Source organism: Mesorhizobium sp. Arg314, assembly GCF_053714275.1.
In genome coordinates this window covers 1-20,047 of sequence record NZ_JBSKBP010000021.1, presented here as the reverse complement: position 1 = coordinate 20,047, position 20,047 = coordinate 1, and the positions used below count along the sequence as shown (strand labels likewise).

Annotated in this window: 21 protein-coding genes and 2 pseudogenes; 16 read left to right on the top strand and 7 right to left on the bottom strand. The window is 63.2% G+C overall.

Going from position 1 to position 20,047, the window contains the following annotated elements:
* Positions 1-17: 17 nt before the first annotated feature.
* The 5 genes from ACWGS9_RS21400 to ACWGS9_RS21380 are packed head-to-tail and all read left to right on the top strand — an operon-like array spanning position 18 to position 4,807.
* Positions 18-1,898, top strand: a complete 1,881-nt coding sequence (locus tag ACWGS9_RS21400) for an ABC transporter ATP-binding protein (RefSeq protein WP_454507113.1) — start codon at positions 18-20, stop codon at positions 1,896-1,898.
* On the top strand, positions 1,895-2,131 hold the full coding sequence (locus ACWGS9_RS21395; protein ID WP_454507112.1) for a hypothetical protein: 237 nt from the start codon (positions 1,895-1,897) through the stop codon (positions 2,129-2,131). Before ACWGS9_RS21400 ends, ACWGS9_RS21395 begins: the two co-directional genes overlap by 4 nt.
* On the top strand, positions 2,128-4,011 hold the full coding sequence (locus ACWGS9_RS21390; protein WP_454507111.1) for an ABC transporter ATP-binding protein: 1,884 nt from the start codon (positions 2,128-2,130) through the stop codon (positions 4,009-4,011). Before ACWGS9_RS21395 ends, ACWGS9_RS21390 begins: the two co-directional genes overlap by 4 nt.
* 10 nt (positions 4,012-4,021) lie before the next feature.
* On the top strand, positions 4,022-4,495 hold the full coding sequence (locus ACWGS9_RS21385; protein ID WP_454507110.1) for a GNAT family N-acetyltransferase: 474 nt from the start codon (positions 4,022-4,024) through the stop codon (positions 4,493-4,495).
* Positions 4,496-4,807 (top strand): DUF6665 family protein, encoded by a 312-nt coding sequence (locus ACWGS9_RS21380; RefSeq protein ID WP_454507109.1) that lies wholly within the window; start codon positions 4,496-4,498, stop codon positions 4,805-4,807.
* 9 nt (positions 4,808-4,816) lie between these two features.
* Here ACWGS9_RS21380 and ACWGS9_RS21375 read toward each other — a convergent pair whose 3' ends face one another.
* Complete coding sequence (locus tag ACWGS9_RS21375) at positions 4,817-5,161, bottom strand: cupin domain-containing protein (RefSeq protein WP_454507181.1); 345 nt, start codon at positions 5,159-5,161, stop codon at positions 4,817-4,819.
* Between the two features lie 312 nt (positions 5,162-5,473).
* Between ACWGS9_RS21375 and petA the strand changes: the two genes are divergently transcribed.
* From petA to ACWGS9_RS21350, 5 genes are all read left to right on the top strand, one after another.
* Positions 5,474-6,034 (top strand): ubiquinol-cytochrome c reductase iron-sulfur subunit, encoded by a 561-nt coding sequence (gene petA, locus ACWGS9_RS21370; protein ID WP_454507108.1) that lies wholly within the window; start codon positions 5,474-5,476, stop codon positions 6,032-6,034.
* 16 nt (positions 6,035-6,050) lie between these two features.
* Entirely contained in the window at positions 6,051-7,352 is a 1,302-nt protein-coding gene (locus ACWGS9_RS21365; protein ID WP_454507107.1) for a cytochrome b, read from the top strand.
* A gap of 27 nt (positions 7,353-7,379) precedes the next feature.
* Entirely contained in the window at positions 7,380-8,252 is an 873-nt protein-coding gene (locus ACWGS9_RS21360; RefSeq protein ID WP_454507106.1) for a cytochrome c1, read from the top strand.
* 244 nt (positions 8,253-8,496) lie between these two features.
* On the top strand, positions 8,497-9,192 hold the full coding sequence (locus ACWGS9_RS21355) for an acid phosphatase (RefSeq protein WP_454507105.1): 696 nt from the start codon (positions 8,497-8,499) through the stop codon (positions 9,190-9,192).
* Between the two features lie 193 nt (positions 9,193-9,385).
* Positions 9,386-9,931, top strand: coding sequence for an adenine phosphoribosyltransferase (locus ACWGS9_RS21350; protein ID WP_320311385.1), 546 nt, complete (start codon positions 9,386-9,388; stop codon positions 9,929-9,931).
* A 164-nt stretch (positions 9,932-10,095) separates the two neighbouring features.
* Here ACWGS9_RS21350 and ACWGS9_RS21345 read toward each other — a convergent pair whose 3' ends face one another.
* The 6 genes and pseudogenes from ACWGS9_RS21345 to ACWGS9_RS21320 all read right to left on the bottom strand — a co-directional run bounded on the left by ACWGS9_RS21345 (position 10,096) and on the right by ACWGS9_RS21320 (position 14,819).
* Positions 10,096-10,566, bottom strand: a complete 471-nt coding sequence (locus ACWGS9_RS21345; RefSeq protein ID WP_454507104.1) for a MaoC family dehydratase — start codon at positions 10,564-10,566, stop codon at positions 10,096-10,098.
* Entirely contained in the window at positions 10,563-11,033 is a 471-nt protein-coding gene (locus tag ACWGS9_RS21340; protein WP_454507103.1) for a MaoC family dehydratase, read from the bottom strand. The genes ACWGS9_RS21345 and ACWGS9_RS21340 overlap by 4 nt, the downstream gene beginning before the upstream one ends.
* A 115-nt stretch (positions 11,034-11,148) precedes the next feature.
* A pseudogene (gene corA / locus ACWGS9_RS21335) lies at positions 11,149-12,122 on the bottom strand (magnesium/cobalt transporter CorA).
* 19 nt (positions 12,123-12,141) lie between these two features.
* Positions 12,142-13,245 carry a redox-regulated ATPase YchF gene (gene ychF, locus ACWGS9_RS21330; RefSeq protein ID WP_454507102.1) on the bottom strand — a complete coding sequence of 368 codons (1,104 nt, stop codon included), beginning with the start codon at positions 13,243-13,245 and terminating at the stop codon, positions 12,142-12,144.
* A gap of 92 nt (positions 13,246-13,337) precedes the next feature.
* Positions 13,338-14,060 (bottom strand): aminoacyl-tRNA hydrolase, encoded by a 723-nt coding sequence (gene pth / locus ACWGS9_RS21325; RefSeq protein ID WP_454507101.1) that lies wholly within the window; start codon positions 14,058-14,060, stop codon positions 13,338-13,340.
* Between the two features lie 114 nt (positions 14,061-14,174).
* Positions 14,175-14,819 carry a 50S ribosomal protein L25/general stress protein Ctc gene (locus ACWGS9_RS21320; protein ID WP_320311390.1) on the bottom strand — a complete coding sequence of 215 codons (645 nt, stop codon included), beginning with the start codon at positions 14,817-14,819 and terminating at the stop codon, positions 14,175-14,177.
* A 349-nt stretch (positions 14,820-15,168) separates the two neighbouring features.
* Here ACWGS9_RS21320 and ACWGS9_RS21315 point away from each other — a divergent pair, with 349 nt between their 5' ends.
* The 6 genes and pseudogenes from ACWGS9_RS21315 to ACWGS9_RS21290 all read left to right on the top strand — a co-directional run.
* Complete coding sequence (locus ACWGS9_RS21315; protein ID WP_454507100.1) at positions 15,169-15,813, top strand: glutathione S-transferase family protein; 645 nt, start codon at positions 15,169-15,171, stop codon at positions 15,811-15,813.
* A 140-nt stretch (positions 15,814-15,953) separates the two neighbouring features.
* Entirely contained in the window at positions 15,954-16,511 is a 558-nt protein-coding gene (gene msuE, locus ACWGS9_RS21310; RefSeq protein WP_454507099.1) for an FMN reductase, read from the top strand.
* A 35-nt stretch (positions 16,512-16,546) separates the two neighbouring features.
* Complete coding sequence (locus ACWGS9_RS21305; RefSeq protein ID WP_454507098.1) at positions 16,547-17,911, top strand: LLM class flavin-dependent oxidoreductase; 1,365 nt, start codon at positions 16,547-16,549, stop codon at positions 17,909-17,911.
* 22 nt (positions 17,912-17,933) lie between these two features.
* Positions 17,934-18,779 (top strand): ABC transporter permease, encoded by an 846-nt coding sequence (locus ACWGS9_RS21300; RefSeq protein ID WP_454507097.1) that lies wholly within the window; start codon positions 17,934-17,936, stop codon positions 18,777-18,779.
* Positions 18,780-18,823: 44 nt separating this feature from the next.
* Complete coding sequence (locus ACWGS9_RS21295; protein WP_454507096.1) at positions 18,824-19,819, top strand: ABC transporter substrate-binding protein; 996 nt, start codon at positions 18,824-18,826, stop codon at positions 19,817-19,819.
* 15 nt (positions 19,820-19,834) lie between these two features.
* A pseudogene (locus tag ACWGS9_RS21290) lies at positions 19,835-19,972 on the top strand (ABC transporter ATP-binding protein); the annotation flags it as partial.
* Positions 19,973-20,047 lie beyond the last annotated feature (75 nt).

Below are 20,047 nucleotides of genomic sequence, written 5' to 3'. Positions count from 1 at the left end.
GACAGCGAGTGCCTGGAATGTTCCGCTGGTTTGAAAACAGGCTCAATCCGTTTCCCGCCGCGGAGCCGGTCGAGCCGCCGAGGACGCTGATCGCTTTCTGCCTGCATTACACGCGCGGCGCGTGGCCTTACATCATAATGGACGCCGTCCTGGTGGCGACGATCGCCATCGCCGAAGTGTGGATGTTCGGTTTCATGGGCCGCATCGTCGACTGGCTGTCGGCGCAGAACCGCGAAACCTTCCTGCAGACAGAGGGCTGGAAACTCGCCGGCATGGCTTTCGTCGTGCTTTTCGCGCTGCCGGGCACCGTCTGGCTGCATTCGCTGCTCAACCAGCAGACGCTGATGGGCAACTATCCCATGCGCATCCGCTGGCAGGTGCATCGCTATCTCTTGAAACAGTCGATGGCGTTCTACCAGGACGAGTTCGCCGGCCGCATCGCCACCAAGCTGATGCAGACCGCGCTCGCGGTGCGCGACTGCGTCATCAAGGTGATAGACGTTCTCAACTACGTCATCGTCTACTTCCTCGGCATGCTGTTCATCGTCGGCTCGGCAGACTTGCGGCTGGCGGCGCCGCTCGGTGTGTGGCTGGTCGGCTACATCGCGCTGCTGCGCTATTTCATTCCTCGATTGGGTAAAGTCGGCGAAGAACAGGCCAATGCGCGCTCGACCATGACCGGTCGCGTCGTCGACAGCTACGCCAACATCCAGACGGTGAAGCTGTTCAGCCACGCGCGCCGCGAGGCGGCCTTCGCCAGGGAAGGCATGGCGGGATTTCTGGAGACGGTCTACCGCTCGATGCGGCTGGTCACGGTGCTCTACGGCCTGCTCTACATCCTGAACGCGCTGCTGTTGTTCTCGGTCACCGCGCTGTCGCTGTGGCTGTGGCTCAGCGACGCGGTGACGATCGGCGCCGTCGCCGTGGTCATCGGCCTGGTGCTTCGCATGTGGGGCATGTCGCAGTGGATCATGTGGGAGATGTCGGGCCTGTTCGAGAACATCGGCACTGTGCAGGACGGCATCGCCTCGATCTCGCTGCCGCGTCTGGTCGAGGACCGGCCGGATGCCAAGGACATTGTCGTCACTCGTGGCGAGATCCGTTTCGACGACATCCGCTTCCATTACGGCAGGCAGAAGGGTGTCATCGAGAACCTGTCGCTTGCCGTGAAACCCGGCGAGAAGGTCGGCATTGTCGGTCGCTCCGGCGCCGGCAAGTCGACGCTGGTCAACCTCTTGCTGCGCTTCTACGACCTGGAAAGCGGCAGGATCCTCGTCGATGGCCAGGAGATCGCGGCGGTGACGCAGGATTCGCTGCGCGCGCAGATCGGCATGGTGACGCAGGATACCTCGCTGCTGCACCGGTCCGTGCGCGACAACATCCTCTACGGCCGGCCCGACGCGACTGAAGAGATGCTGGTCGAGGCGGCCAAGCGGGCCGAGGCGCTGGACTTCATCGCCGAGCTTTCCGATTCCGAAGACCGCAAGAATTTCGATGCCTATGTCGGCGACCGCGGCGTCAAATTGTCCGGCGGCCAGCGGCAGCGCGTTGCGATTGCCCGCGTCATGCTCAAGGACGCGCCGATCCTGATCCTCGACGAGGCGACCTCGGCGCTCGATTCGGAAGCCGAGGCGGCAATCCAGGAGAACCTCTACAAGCTGATGCAGGGCAAGACCGTCATTGCGATCGCGCATCGGCTGTCGACCATCGCGGCGATGGACCGGCTCGTCGTCATGGATAAGGGCCGCATCATCGAGGAAGGCTCGCATGAGGAACTCGTCGCCAAAGGCGGGCTCTATGCCCAGCTCTGGCAGCGCCAGTCGGGCGGCTTCCTGCTCGATGACGTACCGAGTGAGTCGGATGCCAAGGCACCCGGAACCGAGATGGCAGCGGAGTGACGGTACAAGCTATGCAAGGCAAGACCGTGATCGCCATTGCCCACCGGCTGTCGACCATCGCGGCGATGGACAGGCTGGTGGTGATGGACAGGGGGCGTATCGTCGAAGACGGCTCGCATGATGCGCTGATCGCCAAGGGTGGGCTCTATGCCCGGCGTCAGTCGGGCGGGTTCCTGCTCGAGGAAAAGCAGGCGGCCGAGGACCTGTCGACAAAAGGTGAAGCCGCGGAATGATGCAAGCCATCTATCGCTGGTTCGAGCATTGGGTCTACCCGTTCCGCGAGCCCGCGAATCTGCGGCCGCCCGCCAGCGTCGGCGGTTTCCTCTGGCACTATGTCGGGCAGGCCAAGCTCGCCTTCTTCGCCATGCTCATCATCGGCGGCATCGCGCCGCTGGTCGAGGCCGGCCTCTTCTATTTCGTCGGAAGGCTGGTCGATATCCTCGACCAGTTGCCCGGCGAACGCAGCTGGCACGCGCTTTGGGCCGCGGCCGGCCCCGAGCTCGTGTTCATGGGCGCGGTGGTGCTCATCATCCGCACCGCCGTCGTCGGCCTCTCGGCGCTGGTCGACGAACAGACGATCACGCCAGGCTTCTACAATCTGGTGCGCTGGCAGGCGCACCGGCATGTCTCGCGCCAGTCCTACGCCTTCTTCCAGAACGATTTCGCCGGCCGCATCGCCACCAAGGTCTGGCAGGCGGGGCAGGCAACGGGCGACCTGATGGAAAGTTTCATCGAGGTCATCTGGTTCATGATCATCTATACCGTGACGACGCTGGCGCTGGTCGCGGGCCTGGACCTCAGGCTGGCGGTGCTGGTGATGATCTGGATCGCCGTCTTCGGCTGGTTGGCCAAGCTCTATCTGCCGGAGATACGCAAGCATGCCGAGGCGACAGCCGAAGCCGGATCGATGATCACCGGCCGGATCGTCGATTCCTACTCCAACGTGCAGACGCTGAAGCTGTTCTCGGCGGATGGCGACGACCGCTACATCAGGAACGGCTTCAACATCTATCTCGATGCGCTTCGTCCGTTCACGCGCCGGCTGACCGGCGTGCGCATGGCGCTGACGACGCTGTCGGGCGTCATGATCACCGTGATCGCCGGCTTCGCCATCTATCTATGGGTCGAGGGCTTGATCACGGTCGGCGCCGTCGCCTTCACGCTCTCTCTCGTCCTCAGGCTCAACATGCTGCTTGGACGGGTGATGATGCAGCTCAACGGCATTCTGCGGAACCTCGGCGTGCTGGAGAATTCCAAGGCGCTGATCACGCAACCGCTTGGCCTGACAGACGCACCGGGCGCCAAGGAATTGATCGTCACCGGCGGCCGCATCGACGTCAAGAACGTCACCTTCCACTATGGCAAAGGGGCAGGGGTTCTCGACGGCATCGATCTCGTCGTGCGCCTGGGGGAAAAGGTCGGTCTGGTTGGCCCGTCCGGCGCCGGCAAGACGACCTTGGCCAATCTGATCCTGCGGCTCTACGATCTCGAGGGCGGCCAGATCCTGATCGACGGCCAGGATATCGCCCAGGTCACCCAGAACTCGCTGCGCGCCAATATCGGCGTGGTCAGCCAGGATACGGCGCTGTTTCACCGTTCGCTGCGCGACAACATCAAGCTCGGCATGCCGAATGCCACCGATGCGCAAGTGATCGCCGCGGCCAGGAAAGCCGAGGCGCATGACTTCATCCTGGGACTGCGCGACAACCGCGAGCGCGCCGGCTACGAGGCCTATGTCGGAGAGCGCGGCGTGAAACTCTCAGGCGGCCAGCGGCAGCGCGTCGCCATCGCCCGCGTGTTCCTCAAGGACGCGCCGATCCTCATCCTCGACGAGGCGACCTCGGCGCTCGATTCGGACATCGAGGCGGCGATCCAGGAGAATCTGACGCGGTTGATGGAGAACAAGACCGTGATCGCCATCGCGCACCGGCTGTCGACCATCGCCGCGCTCGACCGGCTGGTGGTGCTCGACGGCGGCCGCATCGTGGAACAGGGCACCCATGACGAGCTGGTGGCGCTCGACGGGCTCTATGCGCGGCTCTGGAAACGGCAGTCCGGCGGCTTCCTGTTCAACGAGGAAAGCGCGCTGGAAGAGACGCGGCCGGCGGAGTAGGGACAACGACGTGCTCTCGAAGGACTATTCGATCGATCGGATGCGGCCCACCACGGCGGCCTTCCGGCTGTTGATGGACGAAAGCCGGAAGGAAGGTTACTGGATGCTGGTGAGCCTGCACGATGGGTGGAAGAGCGGGCGCAATAAGTTTTCCAAGAGACCCGAAATACTTTTCGGCGCCCGTCACGGCAAGCAATTGGTTGGCGTCGGCGGGCTGAATGTCGATCCCTATTTCGAGGGAGGCGATTTCGGCCGCGTGCGCCATCTCTATGTCAGCGCTGCGCACCGGCGGCACGGTGTCGGCCGAGTGCTGGTCGAGGCGATCGTCGAGCGGGCGCGGGCGCATTTTTCGGCGCTCAACACGCGCGCTCCGGCAGAATCATTTGCCTTTTACGAGAAGCTTGGCTTCCATCGCGTTTCAGGCGAGGAATTCGTCACCCATCGCATGATGCTGCGCGATGGCAATACCAAGGAGGCGAATTGAATGTCTCTGCGACCGCCATCCGGCTTGACCGGGTCTTGCGCTGGCGAACTTGCCTTTGACGCGCTCGGCCATGAAATATTGGCCGAGAAAGCGGCAGCTCTTGGCCGCGCCGGTCAGCGCGTCGAGGAGACGCTGGCCAAGCTTGGCGACAATGCCGAGGAGCAACAGCGGCCTCAACTGCTTAAGGCAGCTGCAGCGGCCGTCCACGCCTATTTCATCCAGCGCGAACTGTGCGGATTACGCAGGCACGACGCGGTGATCCGCGAGTACAATATTCCGAGGGCTGTATTGGTCAGACTCGGCGCCAGCTGAGAGTTCGGCCTATTCCAGCCATTCAGTGATGAAGCTGCCGTTCTCGTGAATGTCGGTGCTTTCGAGCGGACCGGGGCCAAGATTGGTGAATTTGTGCGGCGTGTCGGGCGGCACGATCAGGATCTGGCCGGCCGTGGTTTTGATTTCCTGGTCGCCGACCGTGAACAGGCCGGTGCCGGAGCGGATGACGAAGATTTCCGCATAGGGGTGCTTGTGCAGGCGCGGGCCGCCGCCGACCGTCGGCTGATAGTTGAAGATCAGGCAGGAGTTGGCGCCGAACTGGCCGCATTGCAGCTCGCCTTTCCAGCGGTCGGGGGCCTCGGCCCAGCTGTCGCGTTCAATGACATGCGCCATGGCGGCAGAATAGACCGGGCCAGGAGCCGATGTCGAGGCAAACACCGGCCCGATTTCACCCCGGATTTCCTGCCGTTTCACCCTGTTCGGCGGCCTGGCGTGGATGCGTCGCACATGGCCGCCGCACATCCCCGCGACAATCTGCCCTTGTGCCTTCACCCGACTGGACAAAAACGGGCTTCACGCATAAACCGAAAATCCAAATGCCGGAGGAATTCGCTAGCCTGTTCGCCATGCGCTGTCGGGCAGGTGCGATTGAGCGGGGACAAGGCTCGGCCTCCGGTTAGGAAGAGGCGAAAGGATCAGGCACCCGTGAGCGCAACCGACATCCACGATCCCAACCGTCGCGATTTTCTCTACGTAGCCACCGGCATGGCCGCCGTTGTTGGCGCGGGAGCCGTCGCGTGGCCGTTCATCGACCAGATGCGCCCCGACGCCTCGACGCTGGCACTTGCTTCGGTCGAGGTCGATGTCGCCTCACTGCAGCCCGGCAGCTCGCTGATCGTCAAGTGGCGTGGCAAGCCGGTGGTGGTGCGCAACCGCACCGAAAAGGAAATGAAGGACGGCGAAGCCGTCAACCTTGGTGATCTCAAGGATCCGATCGCCCGCAACGCCAACCTGCCGTCCGACGCGCCGGCGACCGACGCCAACCGCACCACGCCCGGCAAGGAAGCCTGGATGGTGATGGTGCAGGTCTGCACCCATCTCGGCTGCATCCCGCTCGGCCAGGAAGGCGATTTCGGCGGCTGGTTCTGCCCGTGCCACGGTTCGCAATACGACACCGCCGGCCGCATCCGCAAAGGCCCGGCGCCGGAGAACATGGCGATCCCGGTATTCAAGTTCATTTCCGATACCAAGATCCTTATCGGTTGAGGCAGGGGACATTTCGATGAGCGAGGGACACTCGACCTATACGCCCAAGACCGGTATCGAGCGCTGGTTCGACGCCCGCATGCCGCTGCCGCGGCTGATCCATGACAGCTTCGTCGCCTATCCGGTGCCGCGCAACCTCAACTACATGTGGACGTTCGGCGGCATCCTGTCGATCATGCTGGTCGCGCAGATCCTGACCGGCATCGTGCTGGCGATGCACTACACGTCAGACACCAATCTCGCCTTCGATTCGGTCGAGAAGATCATGCGCGACGTGAATTCGGGATGGCTCTTGCGCTATCTCCATTCCAACGGCGCTTCGTTCTTCTTCGTCGCAGTCTACATCCACATCTTCCGCGGCCTGTTCTACGGCTCCTACAAGGCGCCGCGCGAGCTCTTGTGGATCCTCGGCTGCATCATCTACCTCTTGATGATGGCCACCGGCTTCATGGGCTATGTGCTGCCCTGGGGCCAGATGAGCTTCTGGGGCGCCACCGTCATCACCGGCTTCTTCAGCGCCATCCCGTTGGTCGGCAACTGGATCCAGCAGCTGCTGCTCGGCGGCTTCGCCGTCGACGATCCGACGCTGAACCGCTTCTTCGCGCTGCATTACCTGCTGCCGTTCATGATCGCCGGCGTCGTCGTGCTGCACATCTGGGCGCTGCATGTCGTGGGCCAGTCGAACCCGACCGGCATCGAGGTCAAGTCGAAGACCGACACCGTCGCCTTCACGCCCTATGCGACCATCAAGGACGCGTTCGGCATGATCGTATTCCTGTTCATCTTCGCCTATTTCGTCTTCTATCTGCCGAACTTTCTCGGCCACCCGGACAATTACACGGTCGCCAACCCGCTGAAGACGCCGGCCCATATCGTTCCGGAATGGTACTTCCTGCCGTTCTACGCGATCCTGCGCGCCATCACCTTCAATGTCGGGCCGATCAACTCGAAGCTCGGCGGCGTGCTGTGCATGTTCGGCGCCATCGCCATGCTGTTCCTGGTGCCGTGGCTCGACACCTCCAAGGTGCGCTCGGCGGTCTACCGGCCATGGTACAAGCTGTTCTTCTGGCTGTTCGTGGCCGATGCCATCCTGCTCGGATGGCTGGGCTCGCAGCCGGCGGAAGGCAGCTACGTGTTCATGGCGCAGATGGCGACGCTGTTCTACTTCGCCTTCTTCCTGATCGTCATGCCGGTGCTCGGCCTGATCGAGACGCCGCGCAGGCTGCCGAACTCGATCACCGAGGCGGTGCTGGAAAAGAACAAGGGCGGCAGCGGACATCCGGCAGGCGCCACGGCCGCACCGCAGACCAAGGGCTGAGCGGTAGAGAATCTAAGGGGATTTGGCATGAAGAAGATTCTCACCTCGCTGGCGCTGATCGGCCTTGTGGCCGCCGGCACTGGGGCTGCCGGCACTTGGGCGATTGCAGCCGAAGAAGCGCACAATGCCGCCGCGCCGACGCATTTCCCGATCGACGAGCCGAAGGAAATGAGCTGGAGCTTCTCCGGGCCGTTCGGCACCTATGACAAGGGCCAGCTGCAGCGCGGCCTGAAGGTCTATAAGGAAGTCTGCTCTGCCTGCCATTCGATGAACCTGGTGGCGTTCCGCACGTTGTCGGACCTTGGCTATTCCGACGCCCAGATCAAGTCGCTGGCGGCGACCTACACGATCCATGACGGCCCCAACGATGCCGGCGACATGTTCGACCGTCCTGGCAAGCCGTCCGACCATTTCCCGGCGCCGTTCGCCAATGAGCAAGCCGCCGCTGCCTCGAATGGCGGTGCGGCTCCGCCCGACATGTCGCTGCTCGCCAAGGCGCGCGGTGTCGAGCGCGGCTTCCCGCGCTTCGTCTTCGATATCTTCACCCAGTATGCGCAGGGCGGCCCGGATTACATCCACTCGCTGCTCACCGGCTACGACCAGACGCCGCCGGCCGGCATGGTGATCCCGGAAGGCACGCACTACAATCCGTACTTCCTGTCCGGCGTATCGCTGAAGATGCCGAAGCCGCTCTCGGACGGCCAGGTGACCTATGACGACGGCTCGCCGCAGACGGTCGACCAGTATGCCCGCGACGTCTCGGCCTTCCTGATGTTTGCCGCCGAGCCGCATCTTGAGGACCGCAAGAAGACCGGCTTCCGCGTCCTGATCTTCCTGCTGCTGCTCGGCGCACTGGTCTACATGACCAAACGCAGGGTGTGGGCCGACGTGGCGCATTGAGGCGCCATCGACAGCAAGAAATCTGAAGGGCGCCACAGGGCGCCCTTTTGCATTTAAAGCGCGTCGCGCTGAACCGGATTCAGGCGACGCGCTTTAAATCTTTGTTTTGATGCATGTCGTTGTCCCAGAACCGCTGCACACTTCTGGGCGACATGCATTAGGCGCCCCGCAAACCGGGGACCATGTCACATGGCCGTCATCGCGCGCGGCGATCCTGCCTTGCCCTCATCAAAGGATCGCACCCATGAAAAGATACGCATCGCTCGCGGCTGGTTTCCTGCTGCTTGTCACCGGATATGCCGCCCATGCCGACGACGCACAGCCTTTCGCCACCAACAAGGACATCGACCTGACGATGATCCTGCCGCCGCCGCCTGCCAATGATTCGGCCGAGACCAAAGCCGAACTCGGCGAAGTGCTGACGCTGCAGGTGACGCGCACGCCGGAGATGGAGAAACGCGCCATTGCCGATGCCGAAGAGAATGTCTGGCGCTTCGCCGATGTCATGGGTCCGAAGTTCAACAAGGAGACGCTGCCGAAATTCAGCGCCTTCTTCGATCGGGTCGTGGCCACCGAAGGCGCCGTCGTCGATCCGGCCAAGGATGTCTGGAAGCGGCCGCGGCCGCACCAGCTCAGCGATCTGGTCAAGCCGGCGGTGAAACTGTCCAGCTCCGGCTCCTGGCCGTCGGGCCATGCGACGGTCGGCACGATGATGGGCATCATCCTGTCCGACATGGTCCCGGAAAAACGCGCCGAGATCATGGCTCGCGCCGCCGAATATGCCCATAACCGGGTGGTCGGCGGCATCCATTATCCATCCGACGTGGAGATGGGCAAGATTTCCGGCAGCGTCATCGCCGCGGTCCTGCTCGGCAGGCCCGACTTCAAGGCCGAATACGAAGTGGCGCGGTCCGAGCTGCGCTCGGATCTCGGCATGTAGCTGCACAAGCGACCCTGCTTTCGAGTGGCGCCCTCGAGGCGCCCTTTTGCTTACGGCTGAGGCCAGCTGGCGGCAATCCCTTGCCGGATGCGCTTGTCTCGGGCGAAGCATCGCGGTAGCCCTTGTCGGTCGCGTCGGGCAGGTATGGTCGACGCCGCCCTATCCGACAGCCGGACACGCGGAAAGCTTCTCCATGAAACCCTCGCTCGAAGACACTCTGCTTGCGGCCATCCGCACCATTCCGGATTACCCGAAGCCCGGCATATTGTTTCGCGACATCACCACGCTGCTCAGCGATGCGCGCGCCTTCCGCCGCGCCATCGACGAGCTGGTCCATCCCTATGCTGGATTGAAGATCGACAAGATCGCCGGCATCGAGGCGCGCGGCTTCATCCTCGGCGGCGCCGTGGCGCATCAGCTGTCGGCCGGCTTCGTGCCGATCCGCAAGAAAGGCAAGCTGCCTTATGAGACGGTGCGGGTGGCCTACAGCCTCGAATACGGGCTGGACGAGATGGAGATGCACAAGGACGGCGTCTCACCGGGCGAGAAGGTGATCCTGGTCGACGACCTGATCGCCACTGGCGGAACTGCGGAAGCCGCGGTGAAGCTGCTCAGGCAGATCGGCGCCGACATTGTCGCCGCCTGCTTCGTCATCGACCTGCCGGATATCGGTGGCCGCAAGAAGCTGGAAGCGCTCGGCGTGCCGGTCAGGACGCTGATCGGGTATGAGGGGCATTGAGGCGCGTTCCCCTTCTCCCCTTGTGGGAGAAGGTGTCGCCGAAGGCGACGGATGAGGGGTGCTCCAGGGAAAGCCGACGTCTCACTCCGCTGGAACACCCCTCATCCGTCTCGGCGCTTTCGCGCCGATCCACCTTCTCCCACAAGGGGAGAAGGACGAGGCGCTCACCCCACCTTCACCAGCACGGCGCTGTCGAATTCGATGACCTTGTCGCCGGTCGAATCAAAACCTTCCGAGCGCAGCGTGAGCAGGTTCCAGCCTGGGCGCCCGGCAAGCGGGCGATGAGCAAGAGCGGTGCGCGTGAAGGTCACCGTCTCGCCGGCATAGACCGGCTTCAGCCATTTGAGGTTGCGGAAGCCTGGCGAGGGGCCGAATTCGGGCCGCGCGCCTGGGCCGGTCCAGCGCACGCCCTCGGTCTCCATGCGCTTTTCGAGGTTGTATTTCATCCAGATCGCGGCGGTGTGCCAGCCCGAGGCGCAGAGCCCGCCGAGCACGCTCTTCTTCGCCGCCTCTTCATCGACATGGAAGATCTGCGGATCGTATTTTTTGGCAAACGCCTTGATCTCGTCGGCCTCGAATTTATGCGAGCCCAGCGTGACGGTTTCGCCGATCAGGAAATACTCGTCGAGTGTCATGATTGGCCCTGTGCGGCATCACGCGCGAGGAACATACCGGTGTTCTCCAACTCGAAGACGCATTCGCCGCGCTGGTTGAGGAGCTCGCTGCGCATGGTGATCAAGCCGAGTTGGGGCCTCGATTTGGACTGACGCTTGGAAAGTATGGTGACCGTGCCGGTCAGCCGGTCGCCGGCCAGAACCGGCCTTTTCCATTTCACATGCTCAATGCCGGGCGAGCCCTGCGAGGTCGAATCGAGCAGGAAGGCGTCGCACAGCATGCGCATGAACATCGCGCAGGTGTGCCAGCCCGAAGCCGAAAGGCCGCCGAGGATGCTTGCCTTGCCGGCCTCCTCGTCGAGATGCATCGGCTGCGGGTCGAATTCGCCGGCGAATTCGATGATCTCGGCCGCGCTTACGTCCTTGCTGCCGATGTCCAGCGAGGCGCCCTCGACGAAATCCTCATAGGCCCAGGTCTTTCCGGTCATGCTGACAATCCGGTTGACGAACGCTTCGATCCCCAAGTCGGGCATTCCCGGATGAAGGTCCAAGGCAATTTGGTCAAGTGATTTTTGGTAAGCCAGCCGTCGCTGGCCAAGGCCGTCAAAGCCAGCCGCGGCGGCGGAAATACCAGAAGGGCAGAACAGCCGAGATGATCATCAGGCCGATGGCGAAGGGATAGCCAAGTTCCCACTTGAGCTCGGGGATGATGTCGAAATTCATGCCGTAGATCGAGGCGACAAGCGTCGGCGGCAGGAAGATGACGGCGGCGACGGAGAAGATCTTGATGATGGCGTTCTGCTCGATCGAGATCATGCCGAGCGTGGCATTGAGCAGGAAGGAGATATTCTGCGACAGGAAGGTGGCGTGGTCGGCGAGCGAGAGCACGTCGCGCGACAGTGTCTTGATGCGGGCGCGCACATCCTTGCTCATCCTGGTCTGGGCCGCGACATGGGCGAGAAAGCCGGCCAGGCGCTGCAGTGAGATCAGGCTGTCGCGGACCGAGGAAGCGATGTCCTCCTTGCGGCCGATACCTTCAGCAGCTCCTGGAAATCGCGGTTGCGCTTCGAGGCCTTGGTCGAGCGCGCCTCGAAGATGTCGCGCGAGATCACTTCCACCTCACGGCCGGCGCGCTCGAGGATGTCGGCAAGGCGATCGACGATCGCTTCCAAAAGACCGATCAGGATGGTGTCGCCGCTGGTGCAGCCGGTCGCCACTTTTTCGGCGCGCAGCGGGAAGGTCTTGAAAGCCTTGGGTTCATGGTAGCGGATGGTGATCAGCCGGTTGCCTGCAAGCGCGAAGGTCACCGGCGACATCAAGGGATCGTCGGCCTCGGTCTGCGCCGGCAGGACGGCGGTCATGAAGTAGCCGCCGTCCTCGATATAGAGGCGGCTCGAAATCTCGATCTCCTCCATCTCCTCGCGGGTCGGTATGGCAATGCCCAGCCAGCTCTCGACGCGCGCCTCTTCCTCCTTGGTCGGATTGAAAAGGTCGGCCCAGACGACCCTGTCGCCATCCGCCGCAAGATCCTCGGTGAGGTGCAGGCGATCATTGTCCACGACGAAGGTTTTTATCATCGCCGGGTCTCCCTGGAGATCAGGTGTTGAACTTGAACAGCATGATGTCGCCGTCCTGGACGACATACTCCTTGCCTTCGTCGCGCGCCTTGCCGGCTTCCTTGGCCGCCACTTCGCCGCCCAGCGTGACGAAGTCGTTGTAGGAGATGGTCTGGGCACGGATGAAGCCGCGTTCGAAGTCAGTGTGGATGACGCCGGCCGCTTGCGGGGCCTTGTCGCCCTTATGGATGGTCCAGGCGCGCGTCTCCTTCGGCCCTACGGTGAAATAGGTGATGAGGTGCAGAAGCTCATAGCCGGCGCGGATGACCTTGTTGAGGCCCGGCTCGTCGAGGCCGAGAGAAGCAAGAAACTCCATTTCCTCCTCGTCGGAAAGCTGGGCGACCTCCGCCTCGATCGCGGCCGAGATAACAACGGTGCTGGCGCCCTGCGCCGCAGCCATCTTCTCCACGGCTCGCGTATGCTCGTTACCGGTTGCGGCATCGGCCTCGGCGACGTTGCAGACATAGAGCACGGGATGCGAGGTGAGCAGGTTCAGTCCCTGCAGGATGCGCAGGTCCTCGGGCGCGATGCCGTTGAGCAGCACGCGTGTCGGCTTGCCGGCCTGCAGCAGTTCGAGTGCCGCCTCCATCATCGGCAGGACGGCCATCGCTTCCTTGTCCTTGCCGGCGGCGCGCTTGCGGAACTGAGCGATGCGGCGCTCGAGGCTTTCGAGGTCGGCGAGCATCAGCTCGGTCTCGACGGTCTCGGCGTCGGCAACGGGATCGATGCGGCCTTCGACATGGGTGATGTCGTCATCCTCGAAGCAGCGCAGCACATGCACGATGGCGTCGACCTCGCGGATATTGGCGAGGAACTGGTTGCCCAGCCCTTCGCCCTTGGAGGCGCCGCGCACCAGGCCGGCAATGTCGACGAAGGAGATGCGGGTCGGGATGATCTCCTTCGACTTGCCGATCGCCGCGATCTTCTGCAGGCGCGGGTCCGGCACCGCCACCTCGCCGGTGTTCGGCTCGATGGTGCAGAAAGGATAGTTGGCGGCCTGCGCGGCGGCCGTCCTGGTCAAGGCGTTGAACAGCGTCGACTTGCCGACGTTGGGCAAGCCAACGATGCCACATTTGAAACCCATGTTCGTTCAGTCCTATCGGAAATTCGATTTTGATGTGGGCTATGGGCGATAGCGGTGACGAACGTCAAGCCCTCGGCGAGGTCGTTCGACGCTCACTCCTTGCCGAACAGCTTCTTCAGCATGGCGGCCATCGGGCCGCTTTCTGGAAGTTTTGCCGCCGGCTGCTTCGGGCGCGCCTGGCGGACATGGCTTTGCTGCTTCGGCGCCTTGGGTGGCGGGCGGTCGTCATCGCCGGTCGGCACGAGCTTGTCGCGCAAGGCCAGCGTGACGCGGTTCATGAACGAGCTGTCGTCGCCTTTTGCCAACAAACCGGCGCCGTTGGCGATGGCATCGAGCAAGACATCGAGCCATTCGCGATCAGCCTTGGCGAAATCGCCAAGCACGTGGCCGTGCACCATCTCCTTGACGCCGGGATGGCCGACACCGATGCGCACCCGTCGATAGGCGTTGCCGACATGCTGGTCGAGCGAGCGGATGCCGTTGTGGCCGCCGGAGCCGCCGCCCACCTTGACCCTGAGCTTGCCGGCGGCAAGGTCGATCTCATCGTAGAAGACGGTGAGGGCGGATGGTTCGAGCTTGTAGAAGCGCAGCGCTTCGCCGACCGACTGTCCGGAAAGGTTCATGAAGGTCAGCGGCTTGATCAGCAGGATCTTCTCGCCGCCGAGCGTGCCTTCTGAAATCAGGCCCTGGAATTTTCGCGACCAGGGCGAAAAGGAATGGCGGCGGGCAATCGCGTCCGCCGCCATGAAGCCGACATTGTGCCGGTTGTTTTCGTATTTCGCGCCCGGATTGCCGAGGCCTGCAAAGACAAGCATCGCCGCCTCCGGATGCTAGAGCATGATGCCGAAAAGTGTGAAGCGGTTTTCGGAAAACATCATGCTCTATTTCTTCGATCTAGAGCCGGATGAAATCATCCGGCTCGGGAGAAACTACTTCTCTTCGGCCGCAGGAGCCGCTGCTTCGGGCTCCGCCGCTTCCGTGGTTGCTTCCGTCTCCGGCTTCATCGCCGACGAGCCGGCAACGGTCGCGATGGTGAAGTCGCGATCGGAGATGACCGGCTTGACGCCGGCCGGCAGCTTGACCGCCGAGATGTGGATCGAATCGCCGATGTCGGTGCCGGTGAGATCGACGGTGATGAACTCCGGGATCGCGTTGGCCGGGCAGTGGAACTCGACTTCGTGGCGAACGATGTTGAGCACGCCGCCGCGCTTGATGCCGGGCGACTTGTCCTCATTGATGAAGTGGACAGGCACGTCGACATTGACCTCGGTGTCCTTGCCGATGCGCAGGAAGTCGACATGGACAGGAAAATCCTTGACCGGGTCGAGCTGGAAATCCTTCGGAAGGACCTGGATCTTCTTGCCGTCGACATCGATCGTGGCGATCGTGGTCAGGAACCCGCCGCCATGGATCTTGTAGAAGAGATCCTTGTAGTTGAGCGCAATCGCCAGGGGAGGCTGCTTGTCGCCGTAAATAACTGCAGGCACTTTACCGTCGCGACGAACTGCACGGGCGGACCCCTTACCGACCTGTTCGCGCGCTTCGGCTTTGAGCTCATAAGCATCGTGGCTCATGGCATTTCCTTTCGCGTGTTGTGGAGCGTCAACGGCCGGCTAACCCGTCCGTAACGTCGAAAGCCGTCGCGGCCTTGCACAGTCGGTCCAAACGCTTTTGGCTGTCCAAATGCTTTTGGGGATCATGTGAGGCCTGGCCGGCCTTCCTCCGCGTTGCCTCCAAGGGTGTCTACGCGGGTGGCGGCTCTATAGCGGAAGGCGGGCGAGGGCGCAAGCGGTTGGGCTGGAAGGCTTGCAGGCTCGTTTCCAGCGCCGATAGCATAAACCGGAAATCCCATTTGTGACAAATGTTAGGATCGGGCGGATTTCAGTCGTCCTGCGGCATGTAACCAACCCGTGGGGACCCGACATGAAACTCCTGTTCAGCCGCAATCCCAATCCTCGCCTCGCGGTCGCGACGGCGCGCTATCTTAAAGCGGAGATCGCGTTCGAGTTCGCATCGCCCATGGCGCCGGGGCAGGCCGAGCGCTATCGCGCGCTCAACCCCAATCTGACCTTGCCGATCCTGGTCGGTCCGGGATGGAGCCTGTGGGAGACAGACGCCATCGCCTGCCGCCTGTCGCGCGGGGCGCATTCGGATTTCTGGCGCACCGGCGACGAGGAGCCGGAAATGATCCGGTGGATAAGCTGGGGCAAGGAACGGTTCGCATTCGCTTGCGACATGGTGCATTTCGAGCGCGGGACCAAGCGGCGCTATGGAATCGGTCCGATCGATCAGGCGCTGGTCGAGGAGGGGCTGAGGCAGTTCCATAGAGCCGCGGCGGTCCTCGAGCCCGAGCTTTCCGGACGGGAGTGGCTGGTCGGCAGCTCCATCTCCTATGCCGACTTTCGCATGGCGACGTTCCTGCCCTTCAACGACGTCGCCGGATTGCCGCTCGACGACTACCCGGCGATCCGTCGCTGGTATCGCCGGCTGGAAGTGATCGACGCCTGGCGCGACCCGTTCCAGGAGCTGGAAGCGCCGCAACTGCCGCCTGTCAAGATCGAGGCGTGACCCGCATCCGCTGAACCAATCAACGGCGTCGGGACGCAAACTCAATCTCTCCATCCCGCCGCTTTTGAAATCTTCTCGCTCATTTAATTCTATAAAATCGGTAGTCTTAATGAGGAAACGCCTGCGAGGAGAGCCCGAAAATGACCAAGAAGCTGGTGGTGGGAATATCCGGCAATTTGACCCGCCCGTCGAAGACCAAGGCCTTCATCACCCAGATCGCAGGAGAGGTGGCGGGGCGCATCGGGGCTAGTTCGGCAATCTACGACATTGAAGATCTCGGTCCGTCGTTCCCGTCGGCACGGCGCATCTCCGATCTCGACGCGACGGCGCGCGCCATCGTCGAACAGTTGACCAGCGCCGATGTGCTGGTTGCCGGATCGCCGACCTTCAAAGGAAGTTACACCGGACTGTTCAAGCACTTGTTCGATCTGCTCGACCCATCGTCGCTGCGCGGAAAGCCGGTCATCCTGACGGCGACAGGCGGCGGCGAGCGCCATTCGCTGACCGTCGAGCACCAGTTGCGGCCGCTGTTCGGCTTCTTCGAAGCGCTGACGATCCCGACCGCGATCTACGCTTCGGACAAGGACTTCCACAACGGCGCTCTGGTGTCGGAGGCGATCCATGCCCGCGCCCGCCAGGCCGTCGCCGAGGTTTTGCGCGTCGTCGGCCAGACCGGCAGCGTCGGCCTTGCCGCTTGAGTTCAGCCAGTCGTTTCCGAACCGAAGGATCAGCCATGACCAACTCCAGCACGTCCAGACAGATCAAACTTGGCGCCTTCCTGCCCGGTGGCGGCCAGCACATCGCGGCATGGCGGCATCCGGACGCGCCCGCCGACGGCGCGACCAATTTCGAGTTCCACAAAAAACTGGCGCTGACCGCCGAGCGCGGCCTGTTCGACGCCTATTTCCTCGCGGACAATCTGACGGTCGGGCTCGGCGCGCGTGAAGGCGGCAACGCCAAGATCGCCGGTTTCGAACCGGTGACGCTGTTTGCGGCACTGGCGCCGCTGACCACGCATATCGGCTTCATCGCCACGGCCTCGACCACCTATGAGGAACCCTACACGCTCGCCCGCAAGTTCGCCTCGCTCGACCTTTTGTCGAATGGGCGCGCCGGCTGGAACGTGGTGACGTCTGCCGGCGACGACACGGCGCGCAACTTCAACCGCGACGTCCAGCCCAATCATGCCGAGCGCTATGCGCGGGCGCATGAGCATGTCGAGACGGTCAAGGCATTGTGGGACAGTTGGGAAGACGACGCCTTCATCCGCGACAAGAAGACGGGTCGCTTCTACGACAGGGACAGACTGCACGACGTCAACCACAAGGGCGAGCATTTCAGCGTCAAAGGGCCGCTCAACGTGCCGCGTCCGGTGCAGGGTCATCCGGTGGTGGTACAGGCGGGGCAGTCCGAGGACGGGCGCGGGCTTGCGGCAGCCTCGGCCGAAGTGATCTTCACCGCGCATCAGAATCTGGCGTCGGCGCGGGAGTTCTATCGCGACATCAAGGCCCGCGTGGCGGCGGCGGGCCGCGATCCGGCGCAGGTGCTGATCATGCCGGGCGTGGCGCCTTTCGTCGGCCGCACCGAGGAAGAAGCCCGCGCCAAATACCAGCAGCTGAACGACCTGATCCTGCCCGAGGACGGCGTGGCGCTGCTCAACGGGCTTGCCGGCCAGACACTCGATCTCAGGGATTATCCGCTCGACGGACCGCTGCCGGTAGCCAAGGAAACCGAGGGCATGAAGAGCCGCCAGGCGCTGATCCGCCAGATCGCCGACGAGCACAACTTCACCATCCGCCAGCTCTATCAATGGGTTGCGACCGCGCGCGGTCATTACACGGTGATCGGCAGCGCCACGCAGGTCGCCGACCAGCTGGAGGAGTGGTTCGCAGGCGAAGCCGCCGACGGCTTCAACATCCTGCCGCCCTGGCTGCCCGGCGCGCTCGATGATTTCGTCGATCTGGTCATCCCGGAGCTGCAGCGGCGCGGCCTTTTCCGCACTGCCTATGAGGGCAGGACGCTGCGCGAGAACCTCGGCCTCAGGCGGCCGCAGAATCCGTGGACGGTCGCGCGCTCGACCGTGCTCGCCGCCGAATGATCCCGAAGCGAAAGGCAAGACGATGACCTTGCAGCACATCGAACGGACGGCCGGTATCAGCTCGCGAGAGGGCTACGGCCTGCCCACGGAATTCCTGCGGCTGGCCGGCCGGACTTCGGCGCGGATCCTGTCGCGCTATGGCGTGCTGCTGGGATTCCTTGGGCTGTGGCAGGTGGCAGCGAGCAGCGGCTGGGTCAACGCGGCCGTGCTGCCGCCGGTCGATACGATCGTCGCTGCGCTTTGGAAGGGTCTTGCCGGCGGCAGCCTGCTCGGCGATATCGCCATCAGCCTGCAGCGTGCCGGCCTTGCGTTCGCCGCCGCCGTCCTTGTCGCCATCCCGCTCGGCCTGATGATGGGCCAGGCGCGCGCCGTGGAAACGGCGCTCGACCCGATCCTGCAGCTGTTCCGTCAGACCTCGGCGCTGGCGCTCTACCCGGTTTTCATCCTGCTTCTGGGACTGGGCGAAGCCTCCAAAGTGTTCGTCATCTTCTGGGCGACGCTATTCCCGCTGCTGCTCAACACGATCAGCGGCGTGAAGGAGGTCGACCCGAAATTGCTTGAGATGGCGCGTGTCTATGGCGCCCGGCGGCTGACGATTTTCCGCCGCGTCGTGCTGCCGGGCGCCGTGCCTTCGATCTTCGTGGGTTTAAGGCTCGGCGCCACCACCGCGCTGCTGCTCTTGATCGCCTCGGAGATGATCGGCGCCAACAAGGGCATCGGCTTCCAGGTGATGAACGCACAGTACAATTTCCAGATCCCGCTGATGTTCGCGGCGATCGTCATTCTTGCCGCGCTTGGCCTGATCGCCAACCAGGCGCTGGTCATCCTGCAGCGGCGGCTGTGCCGCTGGAGCAATTCGGCCGGCTGAGCGGCTGTTCTTCCCGTCCCCTCGAACACGAAAAAGGCCTGATCATGAGCATCACCCGCCGTTCGCTTCTCCTGCGCGCCCCGCTTGCCGCCGGCATTCTCGCCGGCCTGCCATCGATTGCACGCTCGCAAGCCGGTTCCGTCAAAATCCGCTATCTTGCCAGCCGCGGCGGCATCTCTCCGCACGAGCTCGCCGGTGAGCTCGGCTATTTCAAAGGCCTCGGCATCGAGCTCGAAAATGTCGGCTATGTCGGCGGCGGTCCGGAGTCGCTGTTTGCGCTGGCCTCCGGCAGCGTCGATCTGGGTTCGGCAGCGACACCAGCGGTGATCAACTCGATCGCCGGCGGCAACGACTTCGTCGCCGCTTATCCCAGCAACGGCATCAACAAGGACGTGAAGAGCGTCTTCTACGTGCTCGAAGACAGCCCGATCAAATCGATCGCCGACATCGCCGGCAAGACGATCTCGGTCAACACGCTCGGCGCCCATCTCGACTACACGGTGCGCGAGGCGCTGCACAGCGTCGGCCTGCCGCCGGACGCGGCCAAGCTCGTCGTGGTGCCCGGGCCGCAGCTCGAACAGACCTTGCGCTCGCAGCAGGTCGACATTGCCGGGCTGGGCTACTGGCAGGCGACCTTTGCCGGCAAACTGGTCAGCAATGGCGGCGTGCGCGGCATCTTCAACGACACCGACGTGCTCGGCGAGATCGCCGGCGGCTTCGTTGTGCTGCGGCGCGACTTCATCGCCGCCAATCCCGATGCTGCCCGTAACTTCGTCGAGCAATCGGTGCGCGCCGCCGACTGGTCACGGCAGAATCCCGACGAGGCGCGCAAGCTGCTCGCCGACATTCTCAACAGGCGCGGCGAGAACGGCGAGCTGGCGCGCTACTGGACCGGCTTCGGCCTTCGCGAAAAGGCGGCGGTGACTGATCGCGACGTCGACTTCTGGGTGAGCATTCTCGAGCGCGACGGACGCCTGCCGAAGGGCAAGCTCAAGGCCGCCGATATCCTCTACCGCCGAGGCGAAACCAAAACCAACTGAGCAGAGGCGCAAGCCATGGTCACGGAACGCGGCGGCGAGGTCACGATACGCGACCTGTCGAAATCCTTCAGCCTCGGCGGGCGAAAGCTTGCCGTGCTGCGCTCGCTCAACCTCGACATCCGCTCCGGAGAATGCCTGGTCATCGTCGGTGCTAGAGCGGGATGAGATTAGTGTTGGTCATAGCCTGAGTTTTGGAAATAGTGTGAGCACTCTGTCGGTGTGACGCGG

What these genes read in the sequence shown, in the direction of transcription:
- ACWGS9_RS21400 (WP_454507113.1), top strand. Translation starts at nt 18, where the DNA reads ATGTTCCGCTGGTTTGAAAACAGGCTCAATCCGTTTCCCGCCGCGGAG.
- ACWGS9_RS21390 (WP_454507111.1), top strand. Translation starts at nt 2,128, where the DNA reads ATGATGCAAGCCATCTATCGCTGGTTCGAGCATTGGGTCTACCCGTTC.
- ACWGS9_RS21380 (WP_454507109.1), top strand. Translation starts at nt 4,496, where the DNA reads ATGTCTCTGCGACCGCCATCCGGCTTGACCGGGTCTTGCGCTGGCGAA.
- ACWGS9_RS21375 (WP_454507181.1), bottom strand. Translation starts at nt 5,161, where the DNA reads ATGGCGCATGTCATTGAACGCGACAGCTGGGCCGAGGCCCCCGACCGC.
- ACWGS9_RS21365 (WP_454507107.1), top strand. Translation starts at nt 6,051, where the DNA reads ATGAGCGAGGGACACTCGACCTATACGCCCAAGACCGGTATCGAGCGC.
- ACWGS9_RS21360 (WP_454507106.1), top strand. Translation starts at nt 7,380, where the DNA reads ATGAAGAAGATTCTCACCTCGCTGGCGCTGATCGGCCTTGTGGCCGCC.
- ACWGS9_RS21355 (WP_454507105.1), top strand. Translation starts at nt 8,497, where the DNA reads ATGAAAAGATACGCATCGCTCGCGGCTGGTTTCCTGCTGCTTGTCACC.
- ACWGS9_RS21350 (WP_320311385.1), top strand. Translation starts at nt 9,386, where the DNA reads ATGAAACCCTCGCTCGAAGACACTCTGCTTGCGGCCATCCGCACCATT.
- ACWGS9_RS21345 (WP_454507104.1), bottom strand. Translation starts at nt 10,566, where the DNA reads ATGACACTCGACGAGTATTTCCTGATCGGCGAAACCGTCACGCTGGGC.
- ACWGS9_RS21340 (WP_454507103.1), bottom strand. Translation starts at nt 11,033, where the DNA reads ATGACCGGAAAGACCTGGGCCTATGAGGATTTCGTCGAGGGCGCCTCG.
- ychF (WP_454507102.1), bottom strand. Translation starts at nt 13,245, where the DNA reads ATGGGTTTCAAATGTGGCATCGTTGGCTTGCCCAACGTCGGCAAGTCG.
- pth (WP_454507101.1), bottom strand. Translation starts at nt 14,060, where the DNA reads ATGCTTGTCTTTGCAGGCCTCGGCAATCCGGGCGCGAAATACGAAAAC.
- ACWGS9_RS21320 (WP_320311390.1), bottom strand. Translation starts at nt 14,819, where the DNA reads ATGAGCCACGATGCTTATGAGCTCAAAGCCGAAGCGCGCGAACAGGTC.
- ACWGS9_RS21315 (WP_454507100.1), top strand. Translation starts at nt 15,169, where the DNA reads ATGAAACTCCTGTTCAGCCGCAATCCCAATCCTCGCCTCGCGGTCGCG.
- msuE (WP_454507099.1), top strand. Translation starts at nt 15,954, where the DNA reads ATGACCAAGAAGCTGGTGGTGGGAATATCCGGCAATTTGACCCGCCCG.
- ACWGS9_RS21305 (WP_454507098.1), top strand. Translation starts at nt 16,547, where the DNA reads ATGACCAACTCCAGCACGTCCAGACAGATCAAACTTGGCGCCTTCCTG.
- ACWGS9_RS21300 (WP_454507097.1), top strand. Translation starts at nt 17,934, where the DNA reads ATGACCTTGCAGCACATCGAACGGACGGCCGGTATCAGCTCGCGAGAG.
- ACWGS9_RS21295 (WP_454507096.1), top strand. Translation starts at nt 18,824, where the DNA reads ATGAGCATCACCCGCCGTTCGCTTCTCCTGCGCGCCCCGCTTGCCGCC.